The sequence below is a fragment of the Mycolicibacterium lacusdiani genome (assembly GCF_021916785.1).
In the GTDB taxonomy this organism is placed as follows: domain Bacteria; phylum Actinomycetota; class Actinomycetes; order Mycobacteriales; family Mycobacteriaceae; genus Mycobacterium; species Mycobacterium lacusdiani.
Genome location: NZ_JAKCFC010000001.1, coordinates 498566 through 512625 on the forward strand (window position 1 = coordinate 498566; position 14060 = coordinate 512625).

Here is a 14060-nt window from a genome sequence, read left to right on the forward strand (position 1 = left end):
TCATCCTGGGCTGTACCTCTATCGCTCCGTGGTCCCGCGGCTGACGACTGTGACAGCGCAGATGGTAGGCGGATGAGTGCCGAGATCGTCGCCTGTGCCCGCGCTCGAAGCATAGCCGACCTGGCGTAATGGCCGGCTGGGCGAGCGGTCTCATCTCGGCGGACCGTTGAATTCCCTGCGCCGCGTCGACGGTGCCACGCGGTAGCGTGCCCGTCCGTGCCCGTGCGGGCGGCGCGAACGCTGGGGCGACGTGCGGTGCGGTCGTGCGACGGCGTTGCCGAGGTGCAGAACCATCTCCGGGCCCCGCGGGTCGGCGTCGACCGTGCGCTCGGCGGGATCGACCTCCGGTTCGGCGAGAACCCCGACGAACTGGTAACCCCGGCCCCGCACCGTCCGAATGTAGTGCTGCGACTCCCCGTCGTCGCCAAGTGCGCGCCGGACCGCCTTGATCCGACTGGTCAGGGCTGCTTCGCCCACGAAGCGTCCGCCCCACACCGTGTCGAACAACTCGTTCTTCGTCACGACCCGGTGACGGTGCCGAACGAGGTGCGTCAGCACGTCGAACACCTGCGGCTCGACTCGCACCGAGACCCCGTCGCGCCGCAGCTCATATCGGGGAAGGTCGAGAACGAACTCACCGAAGTGCCAAACTGCGGCCTCGAGCGCGGATGGGTTCGCCGAAAGCGGCAAGTGCACGGTCACGATGTATCCCTTCAGGCGTCACGCTCCCGTTGGGGAGCCGTCGAAGGGAACGACGGGCGAACCCCCGAAATGGTTCAACGGAGGTCGAAGAAAGTTTGTGGCGACCCCTCGGCCACGTAAAACGGCCCCGCCGGGCAGCCGGGAAACCGGCGTGGCCTGGCGGGGCCGTGGGTGGACGTGCGCGGAAGATCAGCCGAATCGGGTAGTTCCGCTCACCCGCGTGGCGGTCACGTCGCGGCCGTTGATCCGCGAGGTGAGGGACCCCTTGCTGAGCCTGACCGATTGGTCGGCCTGCTGCAGCTGGCGCTTGTTTCGCACCTGTGCCTGAAACTGTGCGGCGTTGAGTTGCTGGAGTTCGGCCTGTTCGAAGTCCCGGCCGCTGACACCCCCGTTGAACTGCACGCCTATCGCCGAGCCGTCCGTCCGGACGATCCATGACGAGCGCACACCGTCGAGGTCCGCGGTGTACACGCCCGCCGGCTCGGAGACGGGCGCGGCGGTGAAGTCATAACTGACGCCGTTCATGTCCAGATCGCCGGTCAGATCGGTGCCATTGAACGAGGCGGTCAAGGTGTCACGGAACTTCGACGTGATGTCGATGTCGCCACCGGCTTGATTGCCGAAGAACCACGCTTCGTCGTCGATGCCATTGCATGCGTATGCGGTGATCTGGTCGCCCTCCACCGAGATCCCGATGGTCATCTTCTTGCCATCGGCCTCGGTGTCGGCAACGAAGGTGGCCGTCGTCGGGAACGGCGCGGCGACGGCAGACGTGGTCGTCGTCGAAGACGACGTGGTGGACGACGAATCGTTCGACGAGCCACTCGAGCAGGCGGACAGGGAGCCCAGGGCGACCATGGCGCTGAACCCCACCAGCAGGGTGCGGAGTTGTTTTCTCATGCCCACAGCATGGGCGCCGCGTCGTGGCGATACATGAAGAATTGGTGGAGATTGCAGGGAGGTTGGCGGTCTACGGCGGTCGGTCCTAGCGCCAGCCGTCGGCCGCCTTGGCGGCCTGCATCAGCGCGTAGCAGAGATCGCGCAACTCGGTCGTGTCTGCGCCCTCCTCCACGGCGGTCGCCACGTCCTCGGCCGCGCAGCGCACCTGGAAGACCCGGTCGGACAGTTCCGACGCCTCCTCGGCGGTGAGGACGACGGCATCCGCGGGTACCGACGTGCCCTTGACCAGGGCTCGCTGCTCGTAGGCGCGCTGCCTGCACGACTGTCGGCAGTACTGCCTGCGGCGCCCGATGCCGGCGTCGGGCACCTCGCGCCCGCACCACCGGCAGGGCTGTGGACGTGCGCGTCGGCGGTTGACGGTCGGGGTCACGGGGGAGATCCCGGTAGACGTGGAGGCCACGAATCAGACTCTAAACGGCGGTCGGTGGGTATCCCGGTATCATGGACCGTTGGGTCGGGAACTTCGCAACCTCGAGTTGCGTTGATGTTCCCGGACGTAAACGCATGTGAAGAGGAGTGATGACGATGGCTGATCGTGTCTTGAGGGGTAGCCGACTCGGAGCCGTGAGCTACGAGACGGACCGCAACCACGACCTGGCACCGCGTCAGGTCGCTCGATACCGCACCGACAACGGCGAGGAATTCGAAGTTCCGTTCGCCGACGACGCGGAGATTCCCGGAACCTGGCCGTGCCGCAACGGCATGGAGGGCACCCTCATCGACGGTGAGGCCCCCGAGCAGAAGAAGGTAAAGCCGCCGCGCACGCACTGGGACATGCTGCTCGAGCGCCGCTCGATCGAGGAACTCGACGAACTGCTCAAGGAGCGGCTCGACCTGATCAAGACCCGTCGCCGCGGCAGCAGTAGCAGCAGCTGATCCCGGGTGGGCCGATAGGCCTACCTGACGACGCCGCGGGCGCGGTCCAAGCGCCCGCGGATGCCCCACTGCGCGATCCTGACGATCGCCTCGCGGATGTTGGAACCGCTCATCTTCGACTTGCCCAGCTCGCGTTCGATGAACGTGATGGGGACCTCGGCGACGACGAAGCCGGCGCTGATCGTGCGCCAGGTCAGATCCACCTGGAAGCAGTAGCCCTTGGAGTCGACGGCCGCGAGGTCGATCTTCTCGAGCACCGCGCGCCGGTAGGCCCGGAAGCCCGCGGTGATGTCGTTGACGTCGACCCCCAGCGAAATGCGCGAGTAGCCGTTCGCAGTGCGCGACAACACCTTTCGGTGCCGCGGCCAGTTGCGGACCTCGCCGCCCTCGACGTAGCGCGAACCGATCGCCAGGTCCGCTCCCGCGTCGACCGCGTCGAGCAGCCGGTACAGCTCCTCGGGCGCGTGCGAGCCGTCGGCGTCCATCTCGACGAGCACGGTGTAACCACGGCCCAGCCCCCATGCGAAGCCAGCCAGGTAGGCGGCGCCGAGCCCGTCCTTGCTGGTTCGGTGCAGGACGTGCACGCGGTCGGGGTCGGCCAGGGCCAGCTCGTTGGCGAGCTCTCCGGTGCCATCGGGACTGCCGTCGTCGACGACCAGCAGGTGGACGTCGGGACGCGCCGCGTGCAGGCGGCGCGCGATGAGCGGCAGATTGTCGCGCTCGTTATACGTCGGAACGATGACCAAAGTGCGCTGGCTCGGTCGATCCCCGTCGACCTCGTGCTGGTTCATGCGCCCACTCCTTCGTCGTTCCCTGCGCGTGCAGTCACCGGCTTGCGGCGACGCGCGAAACTCCCATTGTGCAGTATCGAGGCGACCACCGACGAAACGCCGAGGGCCACCAGAAGCGCTTGGACGACGGGTCCCCACCGCGTGGCGGGGGTGAGATCGGACCGCAAACGCAGCTGCATGTCCAGGTAGGCGGGCTCGAAGAACGCCGTTCGCGCCAGCTCCGCGCCATCCGGCGCGACCATGGCACTGATGCCCGTGGTGCCCGCCACGACGACGTACCGGTCGTGCTCCACGGCGCGCAGCCGGGCGAAGGCGAGCTGCTGGGAACTCATGGCCTCGTCGAACGTCGCGTTGTTGGCGGGCACGGTCAGCAGCTGGGCGCCCGCGAGGACCGATTCCCTGGCGGCGCGGTCGAAGATCACCTCCCAGCACGTGGTGACGCCGATCGGGATTCCGGCGGCGTGCACCACGCCGCTTCCCGTCCCCGGTAGGAAGTAGCCCGCGCGGTCGGCGTACGACGACAGCTTCGCGAAGAAGCTGCGCCACGGCAGGTACTCCCCGAACGGCTGCACGATCTTCTTGTCGTGACGCTCCCCCGGCCCGGCCGGATCCTGCTGGCCCGCCCCGTTCCAGACGATCACCGAGTTCAGCGAGACGGGGTTGGCCGGGCTGTAGCCGGGAGCCTTGACCACGGCGCCCACCAGGATCGGCGCGCCGATGGCGTCGGCGGCGACGGCGATCTGCTCGGCCGCGTCGCGATTGGTCAGCGGGTCGATGTCCGAAGAGTTCTCCGGCCAGATCACCACGTCGGGCGCGGGCGCCTTGCCCGCCCGGACGTCGTCGGCAAGGCGCAGCGTCTCGCGGACGTGGTTGTCGAGCACCGCGCGGCGCTGGGCGTTGAACTCCAGGCCGAGCCGCGGCACGTTGCCCTGGATCGCGGCGACGGTCACCGTGTCCTCGTCGCCGACGGTGAGCGCCGACTTGCGGACCGACGGCCCGGCGAGTGCGACGAGCAGCAGCACCGCCACGATGCATGCACCGGGCACGACCACCGCGTGTAGGACGTGGTGAACCGAGTGGTCACCGTGCTTCCACCAGCGCACGCCCTCCAGTGCCAGAGCCAGCAGGCCGAACCCGGCGAGGACGGTGACGAAGGAGACCAGCGGGGCGCCGCCGAGACGGGCAGCGGGCAGCAGCGGGCTGTCGGTCTGACTGAACGCGACGGCACCCCAGGGGAATCCGCCGAACGGCACGACCGACTTCAACCATTCGGCGACCATCCACACCCCGGCGAACCACAGCGGCCAGCCAGGCAGCTTGCGCACGACCACCGCGAGCAGGCCGAAGACGGCAGGGAACAGCGCCTCCAGCGCCGAGAGCCCCACCCACGGGACCGACCCCACCAGTCCGCTGATCCACGGCAGCAGCGGTAGGTAGAAGGCAAGCCCGAACAGGAATCCGTAACCGAAGCCGCCTGCCGGCCGCGTCGACGGGTGCAGCAGCACCCAGCCGAGGGCGCCGACGGCGATGGGCGCGAGGAACCACCACCCGAACGGCGGGAAGGCCAGGCACATCGACAGCCCGGCGGCGATCGAGACGCTCAGTCGCACCAGCCGCGGGTTGGCCCAGCCCCACACCCGGCCGGGGTCAGCCATGAAGCACCGCACCCCGGTGCACGGTCGTACGGCACGTCGGCAGCGCGTGCGCCGGGTCGAGGCTGGGCAGGGCGGGCACGCGGGAGTTCGGCTCGGTCGACCAGCGCGCCACGGTGTCGCTGGGCGCCGCCACCTCGAGGTCGTCGGCGCCGCCGGGTAGGTCCCACACCGCGTAGGAGGCCGGGGCGCCGGGCACCAACGTGCCGGTGACGCCGTCGCGGATCCCGGCCGCGCGCCATGCGCCGCGGGTTGCGGCGGAGAACGCCGCTCGGGCCGACACGGCACTGCCCGGTGTGCGGTGATGCACTGCCGCGCGCACGGTGGCCCACGGATCGACGCCGGTCACGGGCGAATCCGAACCGAAGGCGAGGGGCACGCCTGAGGATGCTAACAGGGCGAGCGGATTGAGCCCGAGCGCTCGATCGGCGCCGAGGCGCTGGGCGTACATGCCGTCCGCACCGCCCCACAGCGCGTCGAAATTGGGCTGCACGCTGGCGATGACGCCCCATGAACCGAGCCGGGCCGCCTGCTCCGCCGACACCATCTCGAGGTGCTCGAGGCGATGACCGCACCGCGCGACCGCCGGGGCTCCGTACCGGGTGACGACGCGTTCGAGGGCCGTGACGACCGTCGCGACCGCGGCGTCGCCGATGACGTGGAACCCGGCGGGCACGCCGACGTCGGTGCACGCGGCCAGGTGGGCTTCGACCGCCTCGACGTCGAGGTAGGCGTTTCCGCACGTATCCGCGTCGGCGTACGGCTCGTGCAGCCACGCCGTGTGCGAACCGAGGGCGCCGTCGACGAACAGGTCGCCGGCCAGGCCGGCCGCCCCCGTCTCGGCCAACAGGTCGCGGGCACGCTCGGCCGAGCTGACCGCCTCGCCCCAGTAGCCGACGACGTCCACGCCGTGGTCCAACGCGCGCACGGCGAGCCAGTCGTCGAGGCCGCCGATCTCCGGACCCGCGCACTCGTGCACGGCGACGATGCCCGACCGCGCCGCCAGGTCCAGCGCCGCGACGCGTGCCGCGCGCAGCTGCGCGGGCGTCAGCAGTCGCCGGGCCTGCGCACGGATCAGGTGGTGTGCGGCCGCGGTCAGTGGCCGCTCACCGTGCCAGCCCGTTGCGGTCTGAGCCTCGGGCGCCAGGCGCCGCAGGACGGTCGACGCGGCGGCGGAGTGCACGTCGACGCGGGCGAGGTACGCGGGCCGGTCGCCGATGACACCGTCGAGGTCGGCCGTCGTCGGCGGCACCGGTCGCGGCCACGCAGTCTCGTCCCAGCCGTGCCCCCAGATCGGTCCGTCGGGATTGCGGCGCGCGTAGTCGCCGACGAGCCGGACGAGGTCCTCGAGCGAGGTGGCGCCGCGCAGGTCGAGGCCACCGACGTTGAGTCCGGTCGAGGTCAGGTGCACGTGGCTGTCGACGAACGCCGGGGCGACGAAGCCGCCGTCGAGGTCGACGACCTCGGCGCCGGGGAACTGGACGCGGCCGACCTCGTCGGAACCCAGCCACCGCACCGCGGCATCCGCACCGTCGGTCACCGCCATGGCGGTGGCGTCCGGCATCGCCGGGCTGTGTATCCGCCCGTTGACCAGTAGCGTCGTCAAGTCAGTCGACGGGCGGTCGGCCGGCCGTGCCGGGGAGTCCCGGCTGCGCGACGTCGGTGACGTCGATGACCTCGCCGTCGACGTAGTCCCGGCTCGTGGTGCGGAATCCGCCAGGGCCTGTCGACGTGACGATCAGGGGCATGCGGCCCAGCTGCCGGGCCGCAAGGGCGGCAACCGCCGGACGTGCCAGCGCCCGGGTGGGCGGAAGCAGCAGGATGAGCCCGAGTACCGAGGTCAGCAGCCCGGGGACCATGGTCAGCACGCTGCCCAGCGCGACGAGTGCGCCGTCGGTGACCGCGCCCTGTGGCGTGGCCAGCCCGGACTGCAGCTTGCGGATCTGACGCTTGGCCTGCGAACCGGCCAGCGCCAGCCCCAGGGCAAAGGTGCCCACGAGGATCAGCAGGGTCCAGCCGAAGCCGATCGTCGACGCGAGGCCGACGACCACCGCCAGTTCGGCGAGGACGTACACCAGGAAGAGCCGCATAGCCATGTCGGGAGAACGTTCCGCGTGCCGGTCAGGTTCCGGAGGGCGCCGGGTTCGGGTTGGCGTCCGAGTCCGCTGCCCGCACCTCGATGGCCGCGTGCACCTTGTCGACTCCCCCGCGCAGACGCGCCTGCGGAATCCACCACCAGGCGTGCCACCAGTACCGCCTCGTCACCATGTCGAACACCCGACGGGTCTCCGACTTCGGCAGCATGCGGGCCACCGCCTCGACGGGTTCGCCCTTCACCTTGCCGAGCACACCGCACTTCTGGATCGTGACACGCGGAGTGTTGTTGATGCGCTTGGTCTTCCACGACCCGTCGTCGGTGCTGATGACCAGCCTGTCGCCGTCGGGAACGCCCCACACCGGGGTGGGCTTGGGTCGCCCGTCCTTGGTGAACGTGGTCAGCAGCAGGTACTTCTCGCCGTAGACGTCCTCGAACGTGGGTGCCATGTCAGCTCGCCCCCGAGTCGTTCCCCGTCGGCGTCAGCTCGATCGTCACGTTCTTCGTCATCCCGCCGCGCAGCTTCGAGAACACGTTGAACGTCTTGCCTATCAAGCCGTAGCGCTTGCCGATCGCGTCGTAGGTCTTCCCGTTCGCCGACTTCGGCAGGATCGTCGCCCTGGCCTCGACGGCCTCGCCCTTGGGCTTGCCGCCGCGGTCGCACTCGGCGATGGTGACCCGCGGGGTGTTGCGAATCCGCTTGACCTTCCAGGACTTCTCCTGGGTGATCGCGATCAGGGCGTCACCCGCAGGTGCAGCCCAGATGGCGGTGGGCTTCGGCCTGCCGTCCTTGGTGAACGTGGTGAGCAGGATGTACTCGGACTTGGCGACGTCGGCGAAGGTCACGGGCATGTGATCAACCTACCTACGCAGGCCCTCACCCCTCCAGGTCGCCCTCGGTCTCGAGCAGCACCTGCTTCAACGCGTCGAGGGTCGCCGGTTCCGGCGACGCCCACATTCCACGGCCCGCGGCTTCGAGGAGGCGCTCGGCCATCCCGTGCATCGCCCAGGGATTCGACTCCGCCATGAACTTGCGGTTCTCGTCGTCGAGCACGTACTCACCGGCCAGCCGCTCGTACATCCAGTCCGCCATCACACCCGCGGTGGCGTCGTAGCCGAACAGGTAGTCGACCGTCGCCGCCATCTCGAACGCACCCTTGTAGCCGTGGCGCCGCATGGCCGCCATCCAGCGTGGGTTCACCACGCGCGCCCGGAACACCCGGGTGGTCTCCTCCGACAGGGTGCGGGTGCGCACGGACTCGGGCCGGGTGTTGTCCCCGATGTAGGCGGCCGGAGCCTTCCCGGTCAGCGCGCGGACGGTCGCGATCATGCCGCCGTGGTACTGGAAGTAGTCGTCGGAGTCGGCGATGTCGTGTTCGCGGGTGTCGGTGTTCTTCGCGGCGACCGCGATGCGGCGGTAGTTCGCGTTCATATCGGCGGTGGCGGGTGCACCGTCGAGGTCGCGGCCGTAGGCGAAACCGCCCCAGGCGGTGTAGACCTCGGCCAGGTCCTGGTCGTCACGCCAGTTTCGGCTGTCGATCAGCTGCAGCAGACCCGCGCCGTAGGTGCCGGGCTTGGACCCGAAGATCCGGGTGGTGGCGCGCCGCTGGTCGCCGTGGTCGGCCAGGTCGACCGACGTGTGGGCGCGTACGTAGTTGTGCTCGTCGGCCTCGTCCAGTCCGGCGACGAGGCGGACCGCGTCGTCGAGCATGGTGACCACGTGTGGGAACGCGTCCCGGAAGAAGCCGGAGATCCGCACCGTGACGTCGATGCGCGGTCTGCCGAGCTCCGCCAGCGACAGCGCCTCGAGGTCGACGACCCGCCGCGACGCCTCGTCCCACACCGGCCGCACCCCGAGCAGGGCGAGGACTTCGGCGATGTCGTCACCCGAGGTCCGCATCGCCGAGGTGCCCCACACCGAAAGGCCCACCGAGCGCGGCCACTCGCCGTGATCGGTGCGATACCGCTCGAGCAGTGAATCGGCAAGCGCCACACCGGTTTCCCATGCGAGCCGCGACGGCACCGCCTTGGGGTCGACGGAGTAGAAGTTCCGGCCGGTCGGGAGCACGTTGACCAGGCCGCGCAGCGGCGACCCGGACGGACCCGAGTCGATGAAGCCGCCGCCCAGTGCGTGCAGGATCTGGTCGACCTCCCGCGCAGTGCCCCGCAGGCGCGGCACCACCTCGGTTGCGGCGAAGCGGAGCACCGACGCGACGGCGGGGTCTGAGGTGATCCCGTCGACCGCCTCGGCGTCCCAACCGGACTCCTGAAGCGCCGCGACCAGTTCGCGCGCCTTCTCCTCCGCGGCGTCGACCGAGGTGCGACTGTCCTGACCGTCCTCGGCCAGCCCCAGCGCTTCCCGCAGTCCCGGCACATTCTGCTCACCACCGAAGAGCTGGCGGGCACGCAGGATGGCCAGCACCAGGTCGAGTTCGACGTCTCCGCCAGGCGCCTGACCCAGCACGTGCAGTCCATCGCGGATCTGGACGTCCTTGATCTCGCAGAGCCAGCCGTCGACGTGCAGCAGCATGTCGTCGAACACGTCCTCGTCCGGGCGGTCCTCCAGCCCGAGGTCGTGGTCCATCTTGGCGGCGCGCATCAGCGTCCAGATCTGCTGCCGGATCGCAGGCAGCTTCGCCGGGTCGAGCGTCGAGATCATCGAGTGTTCGTCGAGAAGCTGTTCGAGCCGGGCGATGTCGCCGTAGCTCTCGGCGCGCGCCATCGGCGGGATCAGGTGGTCGACCAGGATGGCGTGGGCGCGGCGCTTGGCCTGGGTGCCTTCGCCCGGATCGTTGACCAGGAACGGGTAGATGAGCGGCATGTCGCCCAGCGCCGCGTCGGTGCCGCAGCCCGCCGACATGCCGAGGGTCTTGCCAGGCAACCACTCCAGGTTGCCGTGCTTGCCGATGTGGACCACCGCGTCGGCGCCGAAGCCGTTGGCGAAGTCCCGGTCGAGCCACCGGTACGCCGCCAGGTAGTGGTGACTCGGCGGGAGGTCGGGGTCGTGATAGATGGCCACGGGGTTCTCGCCGAACCCGCGCGGGGGCTGCACCAGGATCACCACGTTGCCGGACTTCATTGCGGCGACGACGATCTCACCGTCGGGATCATTGCTGCGGTCGACGAACAGCTCGCCCGGCGGTGGACCCCAGTGCTCGACGATCGCGTCGGCGAAGTCGCAGGGCAGCGTCGCGAACCACTCCCGGTACTCGGCGGCCGACACTCGGATCGGGTTGGCCGCCAGCTTCTCCTCGGTCAGCCAGTCCGGATCCTGACCGCCACGCTCGATCAGCGCGTGTACGAGCGCGTCGCCGTCGCCTGCCTCCACCCCGGGAACCTCGCCGATGTCGTAGCCCGCGTCGCGCATCGCCCGCAGCAGGACCACCGCGCTGGCAGGGGTGTCCAGGCCGACGGCGTTGCCGATCCTGGCGTGCTTGGTGGGGTAGGCCGAGAACACCAGAGCGATGCGCTTGTCGGCCGGTGCCACGTGGCGCAGGCGCGCATGCCGTACCGCCAGGCCCGCCACCCGCGCGCACCGTTCGGGGTCGGCGACATACGAGATCAGTCCGTCGTCATCGATCTCCTTGAACGAGAACGGAACCGTGATGACGCGGCCGTCGAACTCCGGAACGGCCACCTGGGTGGCGACGTCGAGCGGCGACATGCCGTCGTCGTTGGATTCCCAGGCATGCCGCGACGACGTCAGGCACAACCCCTGCAGGATCGGGATGTCGAGCGCCGCGAGATGTGCGACGTTCCAGTTCTCGTCGCTACCGCCGGCGCCCACCGCGGCCGGCGTGGCACCGCCCGCGGCGAGCACCGTGGTGACCATCGCGTCGACGCCTGCGAGCAGGTCGAGCAGTTCGGGTTCGGCGGTGCGCAAAGAGGCGCAGTAAATGGGGACGGGGCGGCCACCGGCCGCGTCGATGGCGTGGCACAGCGCGCCGATGTAGGCGGTGTTGCCCGCCAGATACTGAGCGCGGTAGAAGAGGATCGCGACGCGCGGGCCGTCGTTGGTCGACTCGTACCCCTCCGGACACTCCAGGACGCCCCAGTTGGGCGTGGTGACCGGCGGGCTGAAGCCATACCCCGTCATCAGGACCGTGTCGGAGAGGAACGCGTGCAGCTGGGCGAAGTTGGCCACGCCGCCCTGGGCGAGGTACACGTGCGTCTCCAGTGCGACGCCTGCGGGCACCGACGAATGGCTCATCAGGTCGGCGTCGGGCACCTGCTCGCCGCTGATGACGACCGTGGGGATGCCGGAGGCCACGACTTCGTCGATGCCGTCCTCCCATGCCCGGTAGCCGCCGAGGATGCGCACCACGACCACCTGGACGCCGGTAAGGAGTTCCGAGAGTTCACCGTCGATCAGTCGCGACGGATTGGCCCAGCGGTAGTTGGCGCCGCTGGCACGCGCGGCGATCAGATCGGTGTCGGACGTCGACAGCAGTAGGACGGTCGGAACCGACGGAGTGGGAGCCACACACCATTCGTACCGCACGCCCTCCGGGATTCAGCCCCCCGTCGCTTCGCTCGCCCGGGATCAGCGGTCGGAGCTACCCCAGCGGCTGTGCCAGGACTGCGGGTAGGGCAACCCGACCAGGGCGATGAGGGCGAGTATCAATACGGCGAAAACGATGAGACCGACCATCGTCGTTCCTCTCTGTATGCCGCCCGCCGACTCCGATGTCGGCGGGCGGGCTGTCTCGAAACCTAGTACCGGCGGTACCGGTTTCGTTCGAATCGTGTGGCAGAGAACACACCTGACGCGTTGGTGACCTGCGTCACATCGAATTCGCCTAGGAGACCCCGACCTCGGTCGACGACTTCGGATCGCGGGAAGCGAAACCCTGTCGGCAATCCGCCGCGAGTGCGGAAATGAACCAATGGCTTCCCCGTCCCCCAGCCCCGACCTCCCCGTCGTCGTCAAGCTCGGCGCGCACATCGGCGCGCGCATCGACGGCGTCCGCCTCGGCGGCGACCTCGACGCCACGACCGTCGACGCCATCAACGACGCCCTGCTGACCCACAAGGTGATCTTCTTCCGCGATCAACAGCACCTCGACGACGACGAGCAACTCGCCTTCGCCCGCACGCTGGGCACCCCGACGCTCGCGCACCCGACCGTGCTCTCCCGCGGCACCGACGTGCTGCCCATCGACTCGCGCTACGACAAGGCGAACTCGTGGCACACCGACGTCACGTTCGTCGACCGCATCCCGAAGGCGTCGCTGCTGCGCGCCGTCACGTTGCCCTCCTACGGCGGCACCACCACGTGGGCGTCGACCGAGGCGGTCTACGACCAGCTGCCCGAGCCGCTGCGCCACCTCGTCGAGAACCTGTGGGCGATCCACACCAACGACTACGACTACGTCCGCGACTTCGACGAGTCCCGCGACGCGGCACTGGACAAGACGCGGCAGTACCGCGACGAGTTCGTGTCCGACACCTTCGAGACCGAGCACCCCGTCGTGCGCGTGCACCCCGAGACCGGTCGCAAGGTGCTGCTGCTCGGCCACTTCGTGAAGCGGTTCGTGGGGCTCGGCACCCACGAGTCGGCGACGCTGCTGGCCCTGCTGCAGGCCCGGGTGACGCGGCTGGAGAACACGATCCGGTGGAACTGGCAGCCGGGCGATCTGGCCATCTGGGACAACCGCGCCACCCAGCACTACGCCGTGTCGGACTACGACGACCAGTACCGCAAGCTGAGCCGCATCACGCTCGCCGGCGACGTCCCGGTCGACGTGCACGGGGCGAGCAGCCGGGTCATCACCGGCGACGCGTCGCACTACTCGCAGATCGTGGCACCGCCGCGGTCGTCGAGGCGGCTGACCGCCGTACCGTAGACGGGTGAGCAGAGCCCGCGACGACGATCGCTGCCCTGGCGCACTGCAGGTGCATCAGGCGGCCGACGGCGCCCTCGCGCGGGTGCGCCTCCCCGGCGGGATCATGTCCGCCGCGCAACTCGGCGCCCTCGCGGCCGCGGCGACCCGATTCGGCTCGTCTGCCCTGGAACTCACCTCCCGCGGCAACGTCCAGGCCCGCGGCGTCACCGACCCCGACGCGTTCGCCGAGGCCGTGGCGACCGCCGGGCTGCTGCCCTCGCCGACGCACGAGCGGGTGCGCAACGTCCTGGCGTCACCACTGACCGGCAGGTCCGGCGGTATCGCCGACGTGCGCGACGTGGTGCGTGATCTCGACGCGACGATCCAGCGGGACGCCACACTCGCCCAGCTGCCCGGGCGGTTCCTGTTCGCGATCGACGACGGCCGCGGCGACGTCAGCGGACTCGGTGCCGACGTCGGCGCGCACGTGCTGTCCGCAGACGCCGCGGCGCTGCTGGTTGCCGGCGTCGACACCGGCGTGCGCATGGCGCTGCCCGACGCGGTATCGACCATGGCGGCAGTCGCCGCCCGTTTCGTCGAGGTGCGCGACAAGCACTGGCGGATAACCGAACTCCCCGACCCCGCGGTGCTGACGGCGGGGCTGACGCGGGGAGCCGACCCCGGTGCCACCTGGCCCCCCGTGACGGCACCGCCCGTCGGCTGGATCGAACAGGACGACGGCCGGGTCACCCTCGGCGCGGCGATCCGCCTCGGCGTCCTCGAGGCCAGGACCGCGGAGTTCCTGGCCGCCGTCGAGGCGCCGCTGGTGATCACCCCGTGGCGTTCGGTGCTGCTCTGCGACCTCGACGAGGGGGTGGCCGACGTCGCGCTGCGGGTGCTGGCGCCGCTGGGCCTGGTGTTCGACGCCGACTCGCCGTGGCTGTCGATCAGCTCGTGCACCGGCAGCCCGGGCTGCGAGCACTCGGTGGCCGACGTGCGCAGCGACGCCGCCGATGCGGCGTCGACCGCACAGCCGTCGTCGAGCGCCGTGCACCGGCACTTCGTCGGATGCGAACGCGCCTGCGGCAGCCCGCCGGTCGGCGAAGTGCTAGTGGCAACCGGAGACGGGTACCACCCACGTCGCCCGTAGGGTGAGCGG

The 14060-nt window shown here is 69.9% G+C and carries 12 protein-coding genes and 1 pseudogene; 3 read left to right on the plus strand and 10 right to left on the minus strand.

Annotated elements, in window-relative coordinates; all coding sequences use genetic code 11:
- Nucleotides 1–330: 330 nt before the first annotated feature.
- From LOK44_RS02515 to LOK44_RS02525, 3 genes and pseudogenes are all read right to left on the minus strand, one after another.
- Nucleotides 331–690 (minus strand): annotated as a pseudogene (locus tag LOK44_RS02515) (winged helix-turn-helix domain-containing protein); the annotation flags it as partial.
- Between the two features lie 201 nt (nt 691–891).
- Nucleotides 892–1602, minus strand: coding sequence for a hypothetical protein (locus tag LOK44_RS02520; RefSeq protein ID WP_237568496.1), 711 nt, complete (start codon nt 1600–1602; stop codon nt 892–894).
- A gap of 85 nt (nt 1603–1687) precedes the next feature.
- The gene (locus LOK44_RS02525) at nt 1688–2032 is read right to left on the minus strand and encodes a hypothetical protein (protein ID WP_237568941.1); all 345 of its coding nucleotides are present in this window, start codon (nt 2030–2032) and stop codon (nt 1688–1690) included.
- Nucleotides 2033–2187: 155 nt separating this feature from the next.
- Between LOK44_RS02525 and LOK44_RS02530 the strand changes: the two genes are divergently transcribed.
- Nucleotides 2188–2538, plus strand: a complete 351-nt coding sequence (locus LOK44_RS02530) for an RNA polymerase-binding protein RbpA (protein ID WP_163917143.1) — start codon at nt 2188–2190, stop codon at nt 2536–2538.
- 20 nt (nt 2539–2558) lie between these two features.
- Here LOK44_RS02530 and LOK44_RS02535 read toward each other — a convergent pair whose 3' ends face one another.
- From LOK44_RS02535 to cobN, 7 genes are read right to left on the minus strand one after another with little or no spacing between them, the layout of a single operon-like run.
- Nucleotides 2559–3329 (minus strand): polyprenol monophosphomannose synthase, encoded by a 771-nt coding sequence (locus tag LOK44_RS02535; protein ID WP_237568497.1) that lies wholly within the window; start codon nt 3327–3329, stop codon nt 2559–2561.
- Nucleotides 3326–4984: an apolipoprotein N-acyltransferase gene (gene lnt / locus LOK44_RS02540; RefSeq protein ID WP_237568498.1), complete on the minus strand. Its 1659-nt coding sequence runs from the start codon at nt 4982–4984 to the stop codon at nt 3326–3328. Before lnt ends, LOK44_RS02535 begins: the two co-directional genes overlap by 4 nt.
- Nucleotides 4977–6587: an amidohydrolase gene (locus LOK44_RS02545; RefSeq protein WP_237568499.1), complete on the minus strand. Its 1611-nt coding sequence runs from the start codon at nt 6585–6587 to the stop codon at nt 4977–4979. The genes lnt and LOK44_RS02545 overlap by 8 nt, the downstream gene beginning before the upstream one ends.
- Nucleotide 6588: 1 nt before the next feature.
- Entirely contained in the window at nt 6589–7077 is a 489-nt protein-coding gene (locus LOK44_RS02550) for an FxsA family protein (protein ID WP_237568500.1), read from the minus strand.
- Between the two features lie 25 nt (nt 7078–7102).
- Nucleotides 7103–7525 carry a PPOX class F420-dependent oxidoreductase gene (locus LOK44_RS02555; RefSeq protein WP_237568501.1) on the minus strand — a complete coding sequence of 141 codons (423 nt, stop codon included), beginning with the start codon at nt 7523–7525 and terminating at the stop codon, nt 7103–7105.
- A gap of 1 nt (nt 7526) precedes the next feature.
- A complete protein-coding gene (locus LOK44_RS02560; RefSeq protein ID WP_237568502.1) occupies nt 7527–7928 on the minus strand; it encodes a PPOX class F420-dependent oxidoreductase in 402 nt (133 codons plus the stop codon).
- Nucleotides 7929–7953: 25 nt separating this feature from the next.
- Nucleotides 7954–11559 (minus strand): cobaltochelatase subunit CobN, encoded by a 3606-nt coding sequence (gene cobN / locus LOK44_RS02565; RefSeq protein ID WP_237568503.1) that lies wholly within the window; start codon nt 11557–11559, stop codon nt 7954–7956.
- Between the two features lie 403 nt (nt 11560–11962).
- Here cobN and LOK44_RS02570 point away from each other — a divergent pair, with 403 nt between their 5' ends.
- Nucleotides 11963–12922 carry a TauD/TfdA dioxygenase family protein gene (locus tag LOK44_RS02570; protein ID WP_237568504.1) on the plus strand — a complete coding sequence of 320 codons (960 nt, stop codon included), beginning with the start codon at nt 11963–11965 and terminating at the stop codon, nt 12920–12922.
- 4 nt (nt 12923–12926) lie between these two features.
- Nucleotides 12927–14051: a precorrin-3B synthase gene (gene cobG, locus LOK44_RS02575; RefSeq protein WP_237568505.1), complete on the plus strand. Its 1125-nt coding sequence runs from the start codon at nt 12927–12929 to the stop codon at nt 14049–14051.
- Nucleotides 14052–14060: the final 9 nt, after the last annotated feature.